Below are 17,942 nucleotides of genomic sequence, written 5' to 3'. Positions count from 1 at the left end.
GGGACCAGGCGGAGGCCCGGCGAGGCTTGTCCGGCTGATGGGTGTGCTCCTGGTCCTGCGCGGCGTGCGCTGGTGTCCCGGGCCGCATTCACCTTGCGCCACATCGACGCATTCATCGACCGGCACGGCCGACCCTGTTCTCGACCTCGCGCTCTGGCTCGGCTTCCCCGTTGTCACCTGTCAACACGATCACCCCCTTCGCCAAGTCCCCCTCGATCGGCGCCCGCACCGACGGCGGCGTGGCCGACGCCAGCCGAGAAGTCCGCAGCACGACGAAGAGGACGAATGCGACCCCATCGAAGAGATGGGGTCGCATTCGCACCTTCGCCTACTTGAGCGCTGTACCGCCCGAGTTGTGATAGGCGGTCGTCTTGCGGATCAGGTTTCCGCCGTCGGACTCGACCGTTGTCTGTTCCTGCTGTCCTGGACCGAAGAGCAGGCCGGCGACATGGGCGTTCGCCACCTGGTCCATGTGCGCGAAGAACCAGTCCACCTTGTCGTCCTTGTAATGGTTGAGAGTGTTGTTCTGCGCCATGTTGCCCACGGGGATCTGCCACAGGACCACCGGCTTGCCCACGGACTCGGCCATCGTCTTGTAGAACTTCAGCGCGGCGGCGGCCTTCTGGTCGGTCCAGAAGGTGTCACGGCCGCCGTGGGCCGGCTGTGCGTACCAGCCTGCGTCGCGGTCCGACACATCGGTGACCAGGAAGTCGGCGTTCTGTGCCCCGAGCTTTGCGTAGTCCTTGACGCATGCCTGTGTGTTGGTCTGCCAGTCCCAGCAGGTGAGGTGGAGCCCCACAGCGGTGTTCGGCGCGTACTTGCGCGCCATCGACATCAGGCAGCGGCTGAGTCCGGCGGCGCTGTTCTCCTGCGATCCGCAATCGGTCGGGTTTGCGGCCGAGACCTGCGCGGCAACCTGGTGCGGATCGCCGAGCGACCGGACGTACCCCCAGAAGTCGGGCTCAAGGTCGATCGCGTCGTGCGACGTGCCGATCTTCTGGAGGAAGAAACGGTAGTCGTTCATGTACCGGGTGAGCAGGTCGAGCCTGTTGATGGCCTTGACTTCGCCCGGGCCGTCGCCCTCGCCTGCCAGATCCCCGAGATCGCGCAGCGAGTACCAAGTCCACACATACTTCTGCGGGCGTGGCCTGCCCTGGTAAGTCGCCTGGGCCGCATGGGCGTCCGACCAGGTCACGTAGTTGCCGGGCGCGGTGGTGGGGCCGCCCCAGCAGCCCCACCAGCCCGACCACGCGTCCTGGCAGCGCGCTGCCGAATAGGCAGCCGACGAGGGTGCGGGCTGGCTGTGCACATAGGCGTAGCGCACGTCGAACGGCGCGGCGGTCGCCGAGGTGTCGGACATCGAGCCGCCGATGAGCACCGTGCTGCTGCCCATGAAACGTGTCGTCGAGCTGCCGCCACCGGCCGCGGGAGACGACGGCGACGACGGGTGCGTGCCGCTCGGAGCCTGGCTGGTGGTAACGCTGCCGCCCGGGGCGGTGGGCGTACCGGCGCTGCCGACACTCCCGGCCGGGACGAGTTGCCACTGTTGATCGGCGCCGCCCCGGTCGCGGTCTTGGACGACGTCGCCCCCGTCAGTCTTGGCGGCGTTGTGGACCTCGACGGCCATGCCACTGAAGCGATTGATCAAACGCACGTAGCCGTCCGGCGACTTGGCCAGTTTGAACTGCTGGTTGGTGCCGTTCAGGTCTCGCCACTGCACGAGGGCGGAGCCCGCGGTCTTCGACCAGCCGAGGTCGTCCAGCACCTTGCCGGAGTTCCGGTTCTGCAACCGGTAGTAGCCGTCACCCGCGTCGATGAACCGCCACTGCTGGTTGGCCCCGCCGTGACGCGCCCACTGCACCACCGCCGCGCCGTCGTTCGTGGCGTACGCGCGGTCATCCAGCACCTTGCCGCTGTTGCGGTTGACCAGCACGTACCACTTCTTCAGGTCCAGGGTTTCCGCCGAGGCGTTGCTGACCACGACAGCGGAGCCGGCCACGACAACCATGGCGAGGGCCGCCCAGAAACCCCGACGCGCGAGCAACCGGCGGCCACGATGCTTCGGGCGACCACCGCGGGCGTGGCCGTCGGCACGGCCACCGTCGGCGCGGGACACCACCGATGACGTGGGTGGGCCGGGGACATGTCTGTGCTCTCGTTCAAAGGACACGTCTGTGCTCTCCTTCAGCCGTCGCATCTGACCGGACCACCTGGCCGGACAACCCTGAGTGGTCCCAGAAGCCGAAAAGGTTGCCGCGGAGATCCACAGACCTTTCCGCCTGACCGCTTCCTGTCCGCCGCGGAGCGCCGCACGGCGAACGCCGACGGTGGCGAACGGATGATGGCTGCACCCGGTCCCTGCCGCTCACGTCGAGCACCGCGTACCACGCCCGCCACCGGACTTCCCCGCGGATGAAGATCAATGCTGCGCAGTGGTTAGGGGTGGTTCGGCCCAGATCGTCTTACCGGTGCGGGTATGACGGCTACCCCACCGCTGGGGGAGCTGAGCGACGATGAGGAGGCCCCGACCGCCTCCGTCGGAGAGGCGGGCGCGTCGCAGATGCGGGGCTGTGCCGCTGGCGTCGCTGACCTCGCAGATCAACGCCCTGTCACGGATTGAGCCGCAGGCGGATCGGTGGGGAGCCGTAGCGGATGGCGTTGGTGACCAGTTCGCTCACGACGAGGTCCGCGATGAAGGCAGCTTCCTGCTGGTGCCAGGCGGCCAGACGCTCACCGGCGAGTTCACGGGCCAGGGCCACGGCAGAGGGGCTCTGCGGCAGTTCCTAGGTGGCGACCTGAATGGTGCCAAGGGTCCGGGTCCGGGGCAGCAGGAGAGCGACGTCGTCCGTTGTACAGGCAGGTGGCCCCGACTTCCCCCGATAGGTGGTCACGGTGGCCGTCGCGGCCTGTGGCCTTCTCGCGGTGCGCAGCACGAAGTCGTCGAGGTGGGTGAGCAGTTCGTCGGGGGGCCAGGTCCACATCGGCCAGGGTTGTCCGCCAGAGTTGCCCGCTGCCTGATCGCGGTCAACGGAGGACGCCGTCGCTCTGAGCACAGAAGCTCCCGAGCGACGGCCCCTCGCGCCCACCACTCAGTTCGCTGTGTCGGGTATCACTCCTGCGCTCATCTTGGTGTGTCTGCGGGTGGCGGCCCGCGTGCTGGGGGCGTGAGGTGAGGCGGTGGGAGCAGGGGCGCTTGTGCTCTCGGTCCGGTCCGGAAACGTTCGCGCCAGCGTTTCCCCGAACGGCTGGTCTACTGTCCGGCTCCGAGTGCGAGTGGTGCCGCAAGACTACCGAGAAAGTTGGGCAGTGCGCTGTCCAAGACGCTCACCACTGGGGTGCCGTTGCCGGCCGCGCGGCGGCAGCGGCGGCCGCGCGTGCTTGTTGGCGTTCCCCGAGCCGCTTGAGTTTTCTCCGCACGCGCTCACCGAATGCTGCTGGGTCGTGTGCTCCCGCGACCTCAGCGGTCTGGGTCCAGGTCATGCGGCTCGAGCTGTAGACCCCTGCTGCGGTTCTCTCCGCTGGGGTGAGTGACCGCAAGACTGCCTGTACTCGTGTGTCTTCGAGATGGCCAAGTACGAGATTTTGAGGGTGTCACCGGTCGGTGATGACGTCGCGTAGGAAGCCCTTCTGACAGGGGGGCGTCGAGCAGGTTCAGGCTGTGGCCACGCACCGTGCTTTCCCAGAGAGGCTGCAGATGTCGGTGCTCAAGGTCCGCGTGGCGTGGGTGCGGGAACCCAAGCCAGTACAGGAGCTGTCCAGTGACCGACCGGTGCTGGCCATACGGAACGCCTGGGAGGTCACAGGGTGTTGGCAGGCACGCGGCTGGCGATCGTGGTCAACAGCAGCAGGCTGGCGAGTGCGGCTAGGGCGATGGCCAGGATGTGCAGGCCGGCGTCGTTGGCGGTCCTGCCGAAGGCGAGTCCGACAAGGCTGGAGGAGAGGATCGCGCCAAGGTAGGTGAAGGTCCGCAGCAGGCCGGAGGCCGTACCGATCTGGTCAGGGCTTACCTGTGCGTACAGCGCAGTCTGGTTGCCGACGGACCCCAGGCCCGTGGTCACGCCGAACAGCAGGGTGACTGTGGCGATCACGATGACCGGTGTGCCGTGACCGAAGAACACCATCACCAGTGCTCCGCCCAGCGCGGATCCCGCCGCAGCGAGCAATGGCATCCGTACCAACTGCCGCCGGGAGAACGGGATCGCCACCAACGAGGCCAGCAGCGACATGGGGAGAAGCAGCAGGCCGATCATGATGGCCGAGAGCCCGCGGCTTTCCTGCAGCCACTGGGGCAGGCCGTACAGGATGGCGTACGGAACCAACATCGTCACTGCGGTGCGCAGGTACGTTGCGCTCAGTGCCCTGTTGTGGGCGAGCATGCGTACGTCGATGAAGGGATGACGGGCCGCCCTCTCCCGGACGATCAGGCAGATCGCCAGCGCTACGGTCAGGGCGAGCAGTAGCCCGTTGGGGTGGCTCAGGTCGCCCGCGAACACCAACGCGCTGGTGATGGTGCACGCAAACAACACCATTCCGGCGGGGTCGAGTTTGCGCAGCATGACGGTGACCGGCTCGCGTCTTCCGGTGCGGCTGTCCCGCGGGATCCACAGCAGGGTGAGCACCATGCCGAACAGCGCCAGAGGAACGTTGATCAGGAATGTGGTGCGCCAGCCCGAGGCGGCCACCAAGGCGCCGCCGATGGGCAAGCCGACAGCAGCGGTCACCAGTCCGGCCGCCGAAAGGGCGCCGAGCGTGCCCCCGGTCTTGAGTTCCGGATCGCGTTCACTGAGCTGACGCACAATCATCATGGCCGTGGGATAGCCACCGGCCGTCCCTATACCGAGCAGTACTCGTGAGGCCGTCAGAGTCGGAAGATTGGTAGCTAGGGTCCCTAACGCCCCTGCCGCCGCTACCAGTGCCATCCCTGCTAAAAAGACGCGCCGCGGGCCTAGGTGTTCGGCCAGTCTGCCCATTGTCGGCTGAGCGATGGCGCTGGCCAAGTAGAGATAGGACACCAGAGCGGCGGTGTCCGTTACGCCTATGTGGAACGACTTGGCGATTCCGTCCAGGGCGGTGGCCAGTATGGAGCTGTTGACCGGATTGAGCGCCGCCCCCACCAGTAGGGGAGTGACCAGGCGCCATCCTGGTGTGCGTGTAGCGGTTGCTGTGGCGACCACCGTGTCGCTCTTCACTTGTTGGATCCCTCTCGCATGCGCTGGCCACGCGGGGGCAGCCAGATGGGCGACCGCACTGTCAGCAAGGCGGTTGATCAGCTTCACCGCTGCGTCCAGGGTGTGCTGCTCTTGGTAGTCCAGTTCCTCGCTGATCGCCTGGCGCAACCAGCGTCCGCGCAAGGCCAGTAGGCCGCCGACCAACTAAGCCGAGATCAGCATCCTTCGGCCGTCCCTGGGGTCGGGGGTGCGTTGCACCAGGCCGCCCTTCTCCAACTCGGGGAAGGTCTGGGCCATCGACTGCGTCCGCATGTACTCACTGGCTGCCAGCTCGCTGGTGCTGATGGGGCCGAAGGGATGGGCATGGTCGGGCCGGATTCGACCTCCTCCGCCAACAAATCCTCCTCGCAGACTGAGCATCCTGCCCCTCTGCGATGGGACCACATCAAGTGGATCAGAACCGAACGAACTTGCCGTTGACAATCCGGCACCGCCACCACGGGACGGTGGTCTCGACCGCGTCCCGCGGTCGAGGGCTCGGCCGCTCAATCCAGGAACGTCACGGTCTCGGACAGCGCAGCGCGGGGGATGCGGGGATGCACCGCATCCGGGTCGGCGAAGCCGATGGACATGCCACAGAACAGGACTCGTTCCGGCGGCGGCGAGATCACCTCGGCGACACTACGGTGGTACTCCGCCCACGCCAGTTGTGCGCAGCTGTGCAGTCCCTCGGCGCGCAGCAGCAACATCACGGTCTGCAGGTAGATGCCCGCATCGGCCCATTGCGGTGCTGGCATGTCCCGATCGAGGTAGCAGAACAACGCCGTGTGGGCGCCGAAGCAGTTCCAGTTCTCGGATCGGGCCCGGGCTCGGGCCGGCTCGTCGTCGCGGGCGATACCGAGCGCGCTGTACCGGCGTTCCCCCAAGACCGCCATTCGTTCTCGGTAGGGTGAGCGGATCTCGGGCGGGTATATCGCGAACTCGGGGTCGTCGCCGCGGTGACCCGCGGCCACCAGCTCGGCCACTCGTTTCTTCAGCTCTGCCAACCGGGCACCGGACAGGACGTAGATGTGCCATGGCTGCAGGTTGCTCCCCGACGGCGCGCCAGCGGCTGCCGCCAGCACCCGTTCGAGTACTTCGCGGGGCACGGGCCGATCGGTGAACCTGCGGATGGACTGTCGTGTCCGTACCGCATCGTAGACGTCCACCGTGCCAGCGTAGGGAGTTGCCCGAGCCGAACACGTCGTCGTAGCCGCCGTCGCGGTATCAGCGTGGGACATGTTGCGCACGTACCTCTCGATCCTGGGGGTCTGGGTTGATGAGCTGCGGCTCGGGTCGGTGTTTGACGATGTGGTCGACGAAGGCGGTCAGGTAGCTGTTGGCGAGGGTCAGTCCGCGGCGGCCGTCGATGCTGCCCAGCGCGAGCTGGGATCGCAACGGCGCAGCGAGGTAGTACGTGGCGTAGTCGGTGAAGTTAAAGTGGCGCATGCCGATGATCTGGTAGCAGAAGGCTGGTCCGGTGCTGGCGGCCAGCAGGGCGCGGGCGGTGGCCTGGTCGGACCGGTCGGCGGGGCTGGTGGGCCGGCAGATGCCGGTGACGCATGAGTCGCTTTCGATAGTGAGGCTAGGCCGGTTGAGACCGGTGTGGACCACCGGGCCGTACTGGGTGCCGTCGAGGTTGGCGGCGGCGGCGCAGTGCGGGTCGGCGTGGCAGGCTTGCAGTGCCGCAGCTCCGCCGAACGAGTGTCCGATGTAGACGGTGTGGGTGGCGTCGATGTGCCCGGCGAGTGGTCCAACCCGATCGAGGTCGGCCACCTGGGCCGCGGTGAACCGCGCGTCGGCGGCCCATACCGGTACGAGGCGGTCGCCGGCCTCCTGTGCGGCGCCGGCGTGCAGGTCGGTGCCGTCGAAGTCGGCGGGGTCGCCGGCTGGGCTGGCGTGCACGGCGTGACCGTGCAGCACCGTGAGGTTGGCGCTGTAGGTGGGGGTGACACCGGCGACGAGGTAGCCATGACTGGCCAAGTTTTCGGCGATTGTGGTGTATTGCGGCGCTGCGAAGCCCATGCCCGGCTCCAGTACGACGATCGGGAACTGGCCGGTGGCCGCCGGTACGCCGTCGAGGGCGTGGTTGCGCACAGCGCCGAATTCGGTTTCGCCCAGTGCCGGCAGGCTGGCCAGGTGTAACTCGCCCCAGGCGCCCGGCGCGTAGGGCGCGGGGCGGCCGGTGGTGTTTGGCGGCGCCGGGTACCACAGCCAGACTGACAGCTCGCGAAGGCTGCCAGCGCGCGGGGCGAGCGGATCAGTCCGGCTGTGGTCGATCCAGTCGAACATGGTCCGCCCGACGCGGTACGGCCCGGTCGTGGCAGGCAACGTCACCGGGCGGGTGTGGCGGATCGTCACGTAGCCGACGTACCCGCCGACGGCGACGAGGATCGCCAGTACCAGCGCCAGGATTGCCCTCAGCGTCCGGCGCAGCCACCTGCGCCTGGCGCGGTCAGCCCGCATGGTTGTTGCTCCCCGCTGCCGTGACGGCCCGCAGTCCGCGAACTCCCGAAACCGCAGCGACCGTCAGCGCGGCGGCCATGACAAGCGCGAACACTGCGACTCCGGCGGATCGGGCCCGGGCCATCGTGTAGCCGACGGCGGCGATGGTCGCGATCACCATTGCGGCGGTCGCGACCAACCCGGCCACCACGGCCACGGTCAATGCGGGACCGTCGGGCCGCGACCGCATCAGCGCGAGCGCCGGGCAGGCGGCGCAGCCGGCCGCGGTCACCACCCCGAGAACGGCCAGCAGCAGGAATCCGGCCATCCCGATCCCCGCACCGGTTCGCGTGTGGGGCCGCAGCAGCCCCGCCAGCGCCGCGGCGGCGGCCAGGAATCCCAGCACCAGTACGGTCGGCGCACCTAGCGGCGCGACAACGCGCGCACGGTACCGGGACCGGCGCACCATCGCGACCGACAGGGGCAGCCAGGCGGCCGCCATCGCCAGCACCGACCCGAACGCGGCGAACGTGAACACGTCGTACCAGTCGGCGCCCCGACCGTGTGCGAACACGGCACCGTCGGTGGTCAGCTTGGCGAACACGATCGTGCCGGCGGCCAGCGCGGCCCATGCGCACAAGGTCACCCCAACGGTAGTGCGCATCCGACCGGCATGGTCATGCAGCCGGACCGGCGGATGCAGCCAGACGCGCACCGCGGCGGCCACGACGTCAAGCTCGGTGGCCAGGCGCACCCCGGTATCGGCAAGCAGCGCGCTGAACTCGTCGGCGTATCGAGCCCGCCAGGCCGGCGGGTACAGCGCGACCAGCATGCGAATCCGCCAGCCGTCCGTGGCGCTCACGCCCGGCCCCCGGCCAGCCCAAGACGCCGCAGCCCCAGTTCGGCGACCCGACGCATCTGCTGGACCTGGTCGGCCAGCGCCCGCTGTCCGGTTGCGGTGATCCGGTACGGTCGGCGCCGGCCCTCCGCCGGCAAAGCCTCGATCAACCCGTCGTCCTCCAGCCGAGCGAGTACGCCGTACAAGGTGCCGGGCCCGAGTTGGACGCCAACCTGCTCGGCGATGTCGCGCGTGATCGCGTACCCGTGCTTGTCCCCCTCGGCCAGGCTGGTCAGCACCAACACAGCCGGATCTGCCTCAGCGGCCACAGCGGCTCCCTTTCCTACGGACGGATGGTCGCCCGACGTTATATCGTGCTGCGATATAACGTCAACCGATCTATTTGGGATGCAGCGACAACGTGATCGATTGAACTCTCGCCGTCGGCCATCCAGCCCGACGAGCTGTCGCCTCGGCGCTGACCGCCTCGGTCATGGTGGCTGTCGCGTTCACAGCCTTCGCCTCTCACCACCCAGGACCAGCACTACAGCCTCAGATCTTGTGACTGCTGATCGGTGACGTCGTTGTCTGGCCATGCTGGTCGATGTGGCACCGGAGCACTTGGACAGGCGGGCGGAGGAACTGGCCTCGCTCACTGCGGGGTTGGGGCACTTGTCGCGCGGGCGGAGCCGCGCGAGGTGTTCGCTGACCTGATCGAGGGCCTGCTGTCGGACCTGGGCCGGAAGAACGGCAGGACGATGGCCGAGCGGGCCGGACATGCCGCGGTCGATACCGTCCCTGTCAAGTTGACCTGAAAGGCCGTCAGCCAGTCCCGCAACGCGAGCAGGTCAGGCCAAGTGGTGCCGAAGGTCTGGGTGACCCCCTCGGCCGGTTCCTCCGGGGCACGGACATTGGCCACCACGGTGTCGCGATGGATATCCAGCCCGGCACAGCGTTCAACGGCCTTCTCCCTTCGCCGACAGTGGTGAGGATGAAGTCGGTCCGCCCGGCGAAGCCGATCAGCCAGGGGTGCCCCTGGCCGAGCCCGGTGCCGAGAACGCCTCCGCTGCCGAAACTGAAGAGTGCCTGTGCGGCCTGGTCGGAGGTGAGGCCCGCGGGACGCTGGCCGGGCGGCAGGACTGACGCCCTGGCGTACCCGACCGGCGGCCCCGGTAATGGGTCCCTCAGGCAGGTTCGGCGTTGAGAGCGCGCCCGGCGGGGCTGCGGGTGTGAACCCACGCGGGCAGGGCGGTCAGCGCTCCGACTGCCAGCAGGATGACGAGTGCGGCGGTGAGCAGCCGCGATCCCGGGGGCGTGACCATCGTGATGCTGAACGCCCAGTACAGGCCCAGTCCGGCCGGAATACCCGTCACCAACCCGGGCACAGCGGGTAGGAGTTGCGCGACGCAGAGCGCTGTGACGACCTGGCCGGGTGTGGCGCCGAGGGTACGGACGATGGTCAGGGCGCGCCGGGCCTGCACCGCGGCGCTCCAGCCGAGGAACACGGTGTTGAGCGCGGACAGTGCCACCAGCGCGAGGGTGACGGCGAGCAGCACCTGGCCGGTTTGGATGTTGCGCACCTCAAGGGGGGTGGACGCACCGGAGGCGGGGCCCGTGCCGGGTGCGGCACGGAAGGTGAGCACCGCGGTGACCATGAGGCTGGTGGCCGCCGTGCCGACGGAAGTCAGGGCGGCGCGGCCGGGTCGGCGGGCGAGCAGCCGGACGCCGACGAGCAGCGACGTGGGCAGATACGCCGTCAGGGCGGTCAGCCGCGGGTGATACGTGAGCATGTGCGCCGGGTCAGCCAGGGTCTGGACGGTGCTGGTGCGGGCGGCGCGCAGGGCGGGGCCGAGCGTGCCGGCCAGGGCGACCACGATGGCGAGGAAGACGGCGGCGGTGACGGTGTCGGAGACCGGAGGGCTGACGGTGTTGAGCAGCCCGGCACTGGGATCGACCAGTTCGGGTGCGACCAGAGTCCCGGCGCCCAGTCCGAGTGCGGTGGCCAGGACGGTCAGCAGCAGCTGCTGCGCCAGCAGTACGGCGGCGACGGTGCCGGGGCCGGCGCCGACGGCCTTGAGCAGTCCGGCACGCCGGTTGTCACGGGTGGAACGTACGGCGGCGAGTGCGGCGAGGGTGACGATCGCGGCGATGGCGAGCAGCCAGCCGCCGATGACCAGCGTGGGCCGGGTGAACTTGATCATGTTCGCGTCCGTGCGGACAGTGTCCTGCCAGGTGCGGTAGTTGACCCAGCTGTCGCCGGTGATGGCCGGGGTGGATACGGAGGCGGTGAACCGGCCAGTGGCAGCGGGGTCGGACAGCTTCAGGTGGATCACGTGAACGCCGGGCGCGTCACCTGCCGCTGCGCGGGCGTCGGCTGTGGTGAGCCAGACCATGCCGCCCAAGTCGGACGGCCCGGGCCCCTGCGCCGGGTCGCCCCACGGATACACCGAGGTGGCCGCGCTGATTGCGGTCCCGGCAACCGGAATGCTGCGCCCGTTGACGGTGATGCTGTCGCCGACGCGCACGCCGAGTGCTTGCGCGAAGCCGCGCTCGACCACCGCACCGCCGGGACGAACCCAGGTACCGGAGGTCACCAGCGGCCGGTCCACGGCGGCCGGTGAGCTGTCGCGCCCCTCGACCGCGGAGTACGCGGTACGGCCGTGCGCCCGGATGGTGGTATTGAACGCGACGTATGGGCCGGCGTGCGCAGCCACACCGGGCGCGTGCGCGAGGCGCGCGGCCAGGCCGGATGGGTCCGGGTCTGTCGTCGTGGCGGTGACGTCGGGGCCGCCGGTGGCCGCACGGGTCTTCGCGTACGCGGTGGACACGGCGTCGGTGGTCGCGAGTCCGAGGGTCAGGGTGGCGGTGGCGGCGGTGACGGCGAGCAGGAACATGACGGCCTCGCCGGGGTGCCGGCGCATGTCGCGCAGGACCAGGCGCCACATCAGCAGCAGGTGTCCCACGGTCAGCCTTCCCAGTTCAGCAGCGAACCGAGCCGTGTGGTGCCGCCGCCGTCAAGGCGGGTGTCATCGGCCAGCGTTCCGTCACGCAGGGAGACGACGCGGTCCGCGGTGGCGGCGACGCGCTCGTCATGGGTGACCATGACCAGGGTCTGGCCGGCGGCGCGCAGCTCGTCGAAGAGGCGGAGAATGTCGTGGGTCGCGGCACTGTCGAGGTTTCCGGTGGGCTCGTCCGCGAGGACCACCAGCGGCTCGTTGACCAGGGCGCGGGCGATGGCGACCCGCTGCCGCTGCCCGCCGGACAGCTCCGAGGGCAGGTGCCGGGCCCGGTCGGCGAGCCCGACCCGGTCGAGGAGTCCGGCGGCACGGTTGCGGGCGGTGCGCGGTGAGGCGCCGGCGAGCAGCGCGGGCAGCTCGACATTCTCCGCCGCGGTCAGCTCGTCCATCAGGTGGAAGGACTGAAAGACGAAGCCGATGGCGCGGCGCCGCAACCTGGCCAGCGCCCGTTCGCCGAGGTGGTCCATGCGCCGCCCGCCGAGCCACACCTCGCCGTCGGTGGGCCGGTCGAGACCGCCGAGGAGTTGCAGCAGCGTCGACTTGCCGCAGCCGCTGGGCCCGGTCACGGCGAGCGCCTGCCCGGCCGGAACGTCGAGATCGACCCCGTCGACAGCCCGCACTAGGCTCTCGTCCTGCCCGTACGCCCGCGACAGGCCGACCGCCCGCAGTACCGGCCCGGACGCCTCACCGGGTTGGCGGCTGGACGGTCCCGCGAGGGGGCTGTCGTCCGTACCCCTCCTCTGCGACCGCCCCCTGATCCGCCGGCTGTCTCTGCTCATCCTTTTCCTCCGCCTTTCCCACGCGGGGCGCGGGCGGACCAGGTCCGCTCGCACGCCTCCAGCCAGCGCAGATCGGCCTGCAACCGGAGGGCGATGCCCTCCAGGAGCAGTCCGGCCTCCGAGTTCGTGTCGTGAGCAAGGGCGGCGTGCTGGGCCTCGGCGAGGCTGCGTATCAGCTCCCGCCGCCGCGCGTCCACGAGCGCGAGCGGATCGGCCAGGCCCGACTCGGCGGCGGCCACCAGCTTCAGGTGGAACTCCGTCACGTCCGCTCTTGCCCCGGCGCCCTCGGCCATCCACGCGGCTACCCTTTCCTGCCCGGCCGCGGTCAGCGCGTACACCTTGCGCCGTGGGCCCCGCACCGGCGCGTCCTCACGCTCCTGGACGACCAGGCCCGCCTTTTCGAGCCGGGTGAGCGTCACATAGACCTGCCCCGCGTTCAGCGTCTCCCCCAACGGCCCGAGGGCTGCTACCAACCGCCTGCGCAGGTCGTACCCGTGCGACGGCTCCTTGGCCAGCAATGCCAGCGCCACGTCCTGCACGGACCCACCCTCCTCTGCGAGCCCTCAATAGATAGCGGTTAACTAAATGGGCGTCAAACCGCCCTGAACCCCATCCGCGGTCGGGGAGGCGCACCGAATCCGCGCCGCAGAGGCACACGCGTGCCGGCCGCCGCTGACCGGGCTCCGGCCTTCAAGAACGGTGGTTTCATCGCGGAGCGCAGGGAACTGCGAACTCTCCCATGTCACGAAGTCGCCTGCACTACCGTCGAGTTGGTCCGTACTCGTGTGCGCGTTGCGGAGGGGGCCCGGGCGGCGAAGGGACCGGTGGCCGAGCGCGGGGTCCTGACCGCGCACGACGAGGTCTGGGATACCGCGGTGCGGCAGGCCGAGGTGATCGGGCCTCTTGCCGAGAAGGCCAGGGTGGGGCCGGCGGACGCGGACGAGGCCGCCGCGACGCTGGGGATATCCCGGCGCCAGGTGTACGTGCTGCTCGCTCTGTGGCGCGCGGGTGAGGGGATGGTGTCGGATCTACTGCCGGGCCGCTCCAGCGGCAGCCGCGGGGGCGGGCCGCTGCCGGATGAGGCCGAGACGACCGCCTGCGCAGGTGCTGCGCAGGCGGTACCTGACGCGGGAGCGCCGGACCGTTGCGGCCGTCCACCGGGAGATCGCGCGTCAGTGCCGGACGCGGGCCTGCGGGTTCCCTCGCGGGGAACGGTGGTGCGGCGGGTCGCCCGGCCGGAGCCGATCTTTTCCACTGCGGCGCGGGAGGGAAAGGAGGCGGCCCGCCGGTCGCGGCCGGTCCGGGGGCGTGCCGCCCGCGGTCACCATGTGGCACCCGTTACAACGAGGTACGCGATAGCGGAGATCGGCCGTAGGCGGCCGAGTTGCGGTTCCGGGGCGGCTATCCGATTCCTGCTATCAGGGCTGTGACGGACAGCAGCAGCGCGCCAAGGCCGCCGACGATGCCCGCGATCATGGCATCCCGGCGGTCAGCCGCTCTGCTCAGGTGCATCCGTGCGGCGAATATGAAGGTGAGCCCCCCGGCCACGAACCAGGGTCCCCATAGGTAGGTGTACCAACGGCTGACCGGCAGCAGCTCCGGGGCGAGGTCGATGACATGTGCCTGTACGAGCAGTCCCTGCCCAACGAACAATGCTCCGTGCCAGACGAGCAGCACCCCCGCGCCCCCCGCGGTCAACTGCAGGAGGCGGTTCATACCGCGTCCCCACGTGCGGCGGCGCACCAGAGCCAGGCCAAGCATTCCGCCGACGACTTTGAACACTCCGGTCACCCAAAGCACTGTGATGAAGCCGGGATTTCGCTCTCGTGCCAGCTCGACCAGTGACGGCGAGATCGTGGACGCGGCCCCGGCCAGACCGCCCATCGCCCAGTAGAAGCTGGGAACGGCGAACGCGAACCCCCACACGGCGGCGGCATACCCAGGCCATCGGGCCGGGGAGCTCGCCGTTTCACGACGCAGGCTCATGATCGCAATTGTGCCCGGTCCGCCAACGACTCGTACGCCGTGGTGGCAGCTTGACCGTGATATGGCGGCCGCACGGGTTGGTGATGTTGTGACGCAATCGCCGGACTGAACTCCGACCGCGCCGCCCGCCGGCCCACCGGCAGCGCACGGGCGCCGAGCTCGTGCCCGTCTGGACGGCCACCTGCTGATCACCCGCCAGCCGGACCGCCAGGCCAGCACGTCCCGACGTCAATCGCGTACCCAGTCGTTAGGGCTTGCAGAGAATCAAGGTGTTGCTTCGCGTAATACGGCTCGTTGTTGTGATAGGAGCGTCTCCGATGAGGTCCGTGGACAACTCGCTGTGAAGTTCGGAGTGTTGTTTCCACACCTGGATGAGCGGCAGCGGCGTCTGCTGTTGGGAGCCGAGGCCCGCATCCTGGGGCACGGCGGTATCCGGGCGGTCGCACGGCGGCCCAGGTCAGCGAGACGACAGTCCGCAAAGGCATGGACGAGCTGGAGGCTGGCGAGGAGCCTCTGGGCCGGGTACGCAGGCCCGGTGGTGGCCGCAAGAAGGTCGCGGACCTTGATCCGGGACTGCGGCGCGCGCTGCTGGCACTGGTGGAACCTGACGAGCGCGGCGATCCCATGTCGCCACTGCGTTGGACGGTGAAATCGACCAGGACCCTAGCGGCCGAGCTCACCCGTCAGGGGCACAAGGTGAGCGCGGACACCGTCGGGGACTTGCTCCGTGAGGAGGACTTCAGCCTGCAGGCCGGTGCCAACACCATCGAGGGCAAGCAGCACCCGTACCGTGACGCCCAGTTCCGCTACATCAACGAGCAGTCGATCTTGCGCGTCTTCTCGGAGACAGCCATGGACGGCACTCCGCCAGAGGGGCTCAGTCCGGTGGAGGGCGCGAGGGGCGCAGCTTCGCTCGACGGGCCAGCCAAGAGCTCCTTCGCGCTGTCTCGAACGACAGCGAACAGTCCACCCCGATCGCGGCAACTGCAACCCTCGAACGACGAAGGACCCGGCCGCTGAGCGGTCGGGTCCATCGTTTGCCCTGGTGGGCGACTGCGGAGGATACGAGATTCGAACTCGTGAGGGGTTGCCCCCAACACGCTTTCCAATTCTCCCGAACGGTGTCCGCCGAGGTTCGCACCTGTCCTGACCTGCGGCGGAGCGAACCGCTGGGCGGCGGCTGAACCCGGCCGGTCGAGGGCGAACGAGACCAAAACTGAGACCAACCGCGACCCCGAAAGGCCCTCGGCGACACCAAGCCCCGCCCGTGCAGCCTTACTGGGTGCCCCTGCCTCACCAGCAGGCAGAAAATGTGTGGCAGTCGGTCGCACGTACGGCACCAGGCTGTGCCGAGTTTGAGAACCAGCAACCACTTCAGGGGGCTCCATGCGCATCGCCGCAGTGATGCAGTACTACTTCGACGCCCAGCTCCCGCGGGATCCGAGCTGGGCGTCGTGGGGAGGGCTCAACCTGCAGGCTCCGGCATTCAGTGCGGAGGTCCGTGCGTGGGAACCGTCCACGCAGCCGCTCTTCCCCAATGAGATCGACAACTCACTCGCCGGTACGTCACTGTCCATCGTTCCGCTCGGGATGCGCGGTGGCGCGATCACCAGAACGGTCGCCGACACGGTGGTCGACCGAATCCAGGTAGTCCTGCGATGGGAACAGGATCTCGCCCCCGGCGACGCGCCGCACATCGACTTCGACCTGGCCCAAGACCGGGGCGTCGACGCAGCCAACGTCCTGGTCGAACACCTACGGAGTGCAGGCCGGGTCGCTTGGATGCCCCGGGTGAGAAGGGCCTGGCGGCCCGATGACGGCCGCTTCTACCTGCTGTCGCCGTGGACGGCGACTTTCCTCGATGCCGACACGGAAGCCGGGCTACCGATCTTCGCCGGCGTCAACGCTCAGTTTTCGACTGGGGCCGTGCGCAGCCCGGGGACCGGAGCGGTCCCAGTCAGCGAACTGACGGCTTCCCTGCAAGCCGGGGCCGAGCCCCCGCTTCACAACGTTCTGCTCGTCGACGCCGAGACTGCTGTCCAGTCCCTCGCCCTGCGTGAGGCCATCCTCGCCATGGCTTCCGCTTGCGAGGTCGCGGCGCATACCTACATCGCCACCCGGGTCGGGGGTGGCGCCGAGAGCTACATGGGAAGCCTGAGCGGAAGCTTTGCCGCCAAGTACTACGAGCAGGCTCCGAGCGGCCTGTCGGGCCGGTCACTTCGCAGCGACGACCCATCCGCGTTCTCTCTGATCGAGGAGATGTACCGGGAGCGAAACAAGCTGGTGCATACCGGCCGGACAACCGCTCGTCTGGCAGACCTGGACTCCCGCGAGCGGCAGCGGACGGTCTACGCGTTCCTTGGGGCCGCCGGCCGCGCGGTCGACTGGATCACTTCGTTGTGACACCGACCGGGTCACTTGGCAGCAGGTTTGGCTTCTGGCTCGGTGCCGCCAGCGGATTCACTGCGGGAATTTCGGAAGGCGTCGATAGCCCTGAAATCCCGCTGCGTAACATCGGTCACGCTAAGGAAGATCGGTTCCCAATGAATGAAATCCGAGTCGAAGCAGTGTTCCTGGCGTCCAGCGAGCCGACCCGGGGCCGCATGGGCGTCATCGATCCTGCCCTCGCAGCTAAGCCTCTGCAGACCACGGTGGGTGCCTTCGATGTGGTACTTGAGTTCCCGAAGTTCGAAGGCCAGTTCCTTGCCGAGGGGTACGTCGGCTGGTCGGGTACTGACGTCAGCGCACCAGTGGCACTGAGCCCAGCATATTTCACTACGCACACTGTGTTCGCCGTTGCCCCCGATCTTGATGAACAGTCCGTCAACACAGAACTCAAGGCTGCTGTTGCGGCCATCAGATTTGCTGCCGCACGCCTGTCTGACGCCCTGCGGGTCGAGCAGCCGAGCGTGGGCATGGTGGGAGATATCCCGAAGATGCAGTCGCTCACGGCAATGGACATAACCCAAGGGCTGAAGCTGACAGTGCCAGAACCGCTCACTCCCGGATACCCCATCGTTGTGGGCTTGCCGGCGCTGACCGTCGATGTGGCCACGAGCGCGCTGCACAATGGTCTCCCGCCAGCGCGAGCGCTACTCTCGCAGGCGCGATACCTGACGCAGTCGACAAACAGCCCGCAGCCGGGAATGGCGATCCTGATGGGAGCAGTGGCGGCCGAGACCTATGCCAAGGAGTCACTCAAGTCTCGCTGGCCTGTGGGCTCTGCGCCGAGTCTGCGGTCACTCCAGGACAAACACGGCAAGGCCGTTGAGCTCTATGGCCCGGTCGCCAAAGTGGTGATCGGCCGATCTCTTGAAGACGACGATCCCGCGCTCTGGGCGGACCTCGGATCGCTCTTCAGCGCTCGAAACAAGATGGCTCATGGGCTGAAGACACCGACGCACGTTGACGCGAGACTGCTGGTTGTCGCTGCGATGAGGGCCATGGACTGGCTCGGCTAACGGATTAGCGTCTTACACCCGAGCCAACGTCCACTGCTGGCCCACCTACCGCGAACGAGCGAGCTACGTTCCAACTCCCGGTCCAACTGGCAGTCCGGGGCCCGCTGAGCTGACCGCCCAGGATGCGCCTTTGGGCTTGATCCGCATTGACGGAGATCGCCGATCGCTCGATTGCCCTTGAGGCCCAAGATCACCCCGGAGATCTTGGG

Annotated in this window: 13 protein-coding genes and 3 pseudogenes; 3 read left to right on the top strand and 13 right to left on the bottom strand. The window is 68.5% G+C overall.

The features are described from left to right. Positions 1–328 precede the first annotated feature (328 nt). From NON19_RS13815 to NON19_RS13755, 13 genes and pseudogenes are all read right to left on the bottom strand, one after another. Positions 329–2,008 carry an RICIN domain-containing protein gene (locus tag NON19_RS13815; protein WP_255927867.1) on the bottom strand — a complete coding sequence of 560 codons (1,680 nt, stop codon included), beginning with the start codon at positions 2,006–2,008 and terminating at the stop codon, positions 329–331. A gap of 411 nt (positions 2,009–2,419) precedes the next feature. Next, positions 2,420–2,846 (bottom strand): annotated as a pseudogene (locus NON19_RS13810) (ATP-binding protein); the annotation flags it as partial. A gap of 951 nt (positions 2,847–3,797) precedes the next feature. Next, entirely contained in the window at positions 3,798–5,336 is a 1,539-nt protein-coding gene (locus tag NON19_RS13805) for an MFS transporter (RefSeq protein WP_255927827.1), read from the bottom strand. Positions 5,337–5,372: 36 nt separating this feature from the next. Continuing rightward, complete coding sequence (locus NON19_RS13800; RefSeq protein WP_255927825.1) at positions 5,373–5,588, bottom strand: MarR family transcriptional regulator; 216 nt, start codon at positions 5,586–5,588, stop codon at positions 5,373–5,375. 125 nt (positions 5,589–5,713) lie between these two features. Continuing rightward, positions 5,714–6,376: a nitroreductase gene (locus NON19_RS13795; RefSeq protein ID WP_255927823.1), complete on the bottom strand. Its 663-nt coding sequence runs from the start codon at positions 6,374–6,376 to the stop codon at positions 5,714–5,716. Between the two features lie 58 nt (positions 6,377–6,434). Further along, positions 6,435–7,673 carry an alpha/beta hydrolase gene (locus NON19_RS13790; RefSeq protein ID WP_255927821.1) on the bottom strand — a complete coding sequence of 413 codons (1,239 nt, stop codon included), beginning with the start codon at positions 7,671–7,673 and terminating at the stop codon, positions 6,435–6,437. Next, complete coding sequence (locus tag NON19_RS13785; protein WP_255927819.1) at positions 7,663–8,514, bottom strand: hypothetical protein; 852 nt, start codon at positions 8,512–8,514, stop codon at positions 7,663–7,665. Before NON19_RS13785 ends, NON19_RS13790 begins: the two co-directional genes overlap by 11 nt. Then, a complete protein-coding gene (locus tag NON19_RS13780; protein ID WP_079102943.1) occupies positions 8,511–8,819 on the bottom strand; it encodes a PadR family transcriptional regulator in 309 nt (102 codons plus the stop codon). The genes NON19_RS13785 and NON19_RS13780 overlap by 4 nt, the downstream gene beginning before the upstream one ends. A gap of 643 nt (positions 8,820–9,462) precedes the next feature. Beyond that, positions 9,463–9,627 (bottom strand): annotated as a pseudogene (locus NON19_RS13775) (FtsW/RodA/SpoVE family cell cycle protein); the annotation flags it as partial. Positions 9,628–9,674: 47 nt separating this feature from the next. Further along, positions 9,675–11,453: an ABC transporter permease gene (locus tag NON19_RS13770; protein ID WP_255927815.1), complete on the bottom strand. Its 1,779-nt coding sequence runs from the start codon at positions 11,451–11,453 to the stop codon at positions 9,675–9,677. Between the two features lie 2 nt (positions 11,454–11,455). Continuing rightward, the gene (locus NON19_RS13765) at positions 11,456–12,286 is read right to left on the bottom strand and encodes an ABC transporter ATP-binding protein (protein WP_255927813.1); all 831 of its coding nucleotides are present in this window, start codon (positions 12,284–12,286) and stop codon (positions 11,456–11,458) included. Continuing rightward, a complete protein-coding gene (locus tag NON19_RS13760) occupies positions 12,283–12,825 on the bottom strand; it encodes a PadR family transcriptional regulator (protein WP_255927811.1) in 543 nt (180 codons plus the stop codon). The genes NON19_RS13765 and NON19_RS13760 overlap by 4 nt, the downstream gene beginning before the upstream one ends. A gap of 862 nt (positions 12,826–13,687) precedes the next feature. Further along, positions 13,688–14,272, bottom strand: coding sequence for a DUF3995 domain-containing protein (locus NON19_RS13755; protein ID WP_255927809.1), 585 nt, complete (start codon positions 14,270–14,272; stop codon positions 13,688–13,690). Positions 14,273–14,612: 340 nt separating this feature from the next. Here NON19_RS13755 and NON19_RS13750 point away from each other — a divergent pair. The 3 genes and pseudogenes from NON19_RS13750 to NON19_RS13740 all read left to right on the top strand — a co-directional run. Then, a pseudogene (locus tag NON19_RS13750) lies at positions 14,613–15,094 on the top strand (ISAzo13-like element transposase-related protein); the annotation flags it as partial. A 564-nt stretch (positions 15,095–15,658) separates the two neighbouring features. Further along, on the top strand, positions 15,659–16,675 hold the full coding sequence (locus tag NON19_RS13745; protein ID WP_255927807.1) for a hypothetical protein: 1,017 nt from the start codon (positions 15,659–15,661) through the stop codon (positions 16,673–16,675). Continuing rightward, entirely contained in the window at positions 16,672–17,733 is a 1,062-nt protein-coding gene (locus tag NON19_RS13740; protein ID WP_255927805.1) for a hypothetical protein, read from the top strand. The genes NON19_RS13745 and NON19_RS13740 overlap by 4 nt, the downstream gene beginning before the upstream one ends. The last annotated feature ends 209 nt before the right edge of the window (positions 17,734–17,942 follow it).

This window comes from Streptantibioticus rubrisoli (assembly GCF_024436055.1).
In the GTDB taxonomy this organism is placed as follows: domain Bacteria; phylum Actinomycetota; class Actinomycetes; order Streptomycetales; family Streptomycetaceae; genus Streptantibioticus_A; species Streptantibioticus_A rubrisoli.
The sequence above is the reverse complement of the archived record's forward strand: the minus strand, read 5'-3'. Positions and strand labels throughout refer to the sequence as shown.

What these genes read in the sequence shown, in the direction of transcription:
- NON19_RS13815 (WP_255927867.1), bottom strand. Translation starts at nt 2,008, where the DNA reads ATGGTTGTCGTGGCCGGCTCCGCTGTCGTGGTCAGCAACGCCTCGGCG.
- NON19_RS13800 (WP_255927825.1), bottom strand. Translation starts at nt 5,588, where the DNA reads ATGCTCAGTCTGCGAGGAGGATTTGTTGGCGGAGGAGGTCGAATCCGG.
- NON19_RS13790 (WP_255927821.1), bottom strand. Translation starts at nt 7,673, where the DNA reads ATGCGGGCTGACCGCGCCAGGCGCAGGTGGCTGCGCCGGACGCTGAGG.
- NON19_RS13765 (WP_255927813.1), bottom strand. Translation starts at nt 12,286, where the DNA reads ATGAGCAGAGACAGCCGGCGGATCAGGGGGCGGTCGCAGAGGAGGGGT.
- NON19_RS13755 (WP_255927809.1), bottom strand. Translation starts at nt 14,272, where the DNA reads ATGAGCCTGCGTCGTGAAACGGCGAGCTCCCCGGCCCGATGGCCTGGG.
- NON19_RS13745 (WP_255927807.1), top strand. Translation starts at nt 15,659, where the DNA reads ATGCGCATCGCCGCAGTGATGCAGTACTACTTCGACGCCCAGCTCCCG.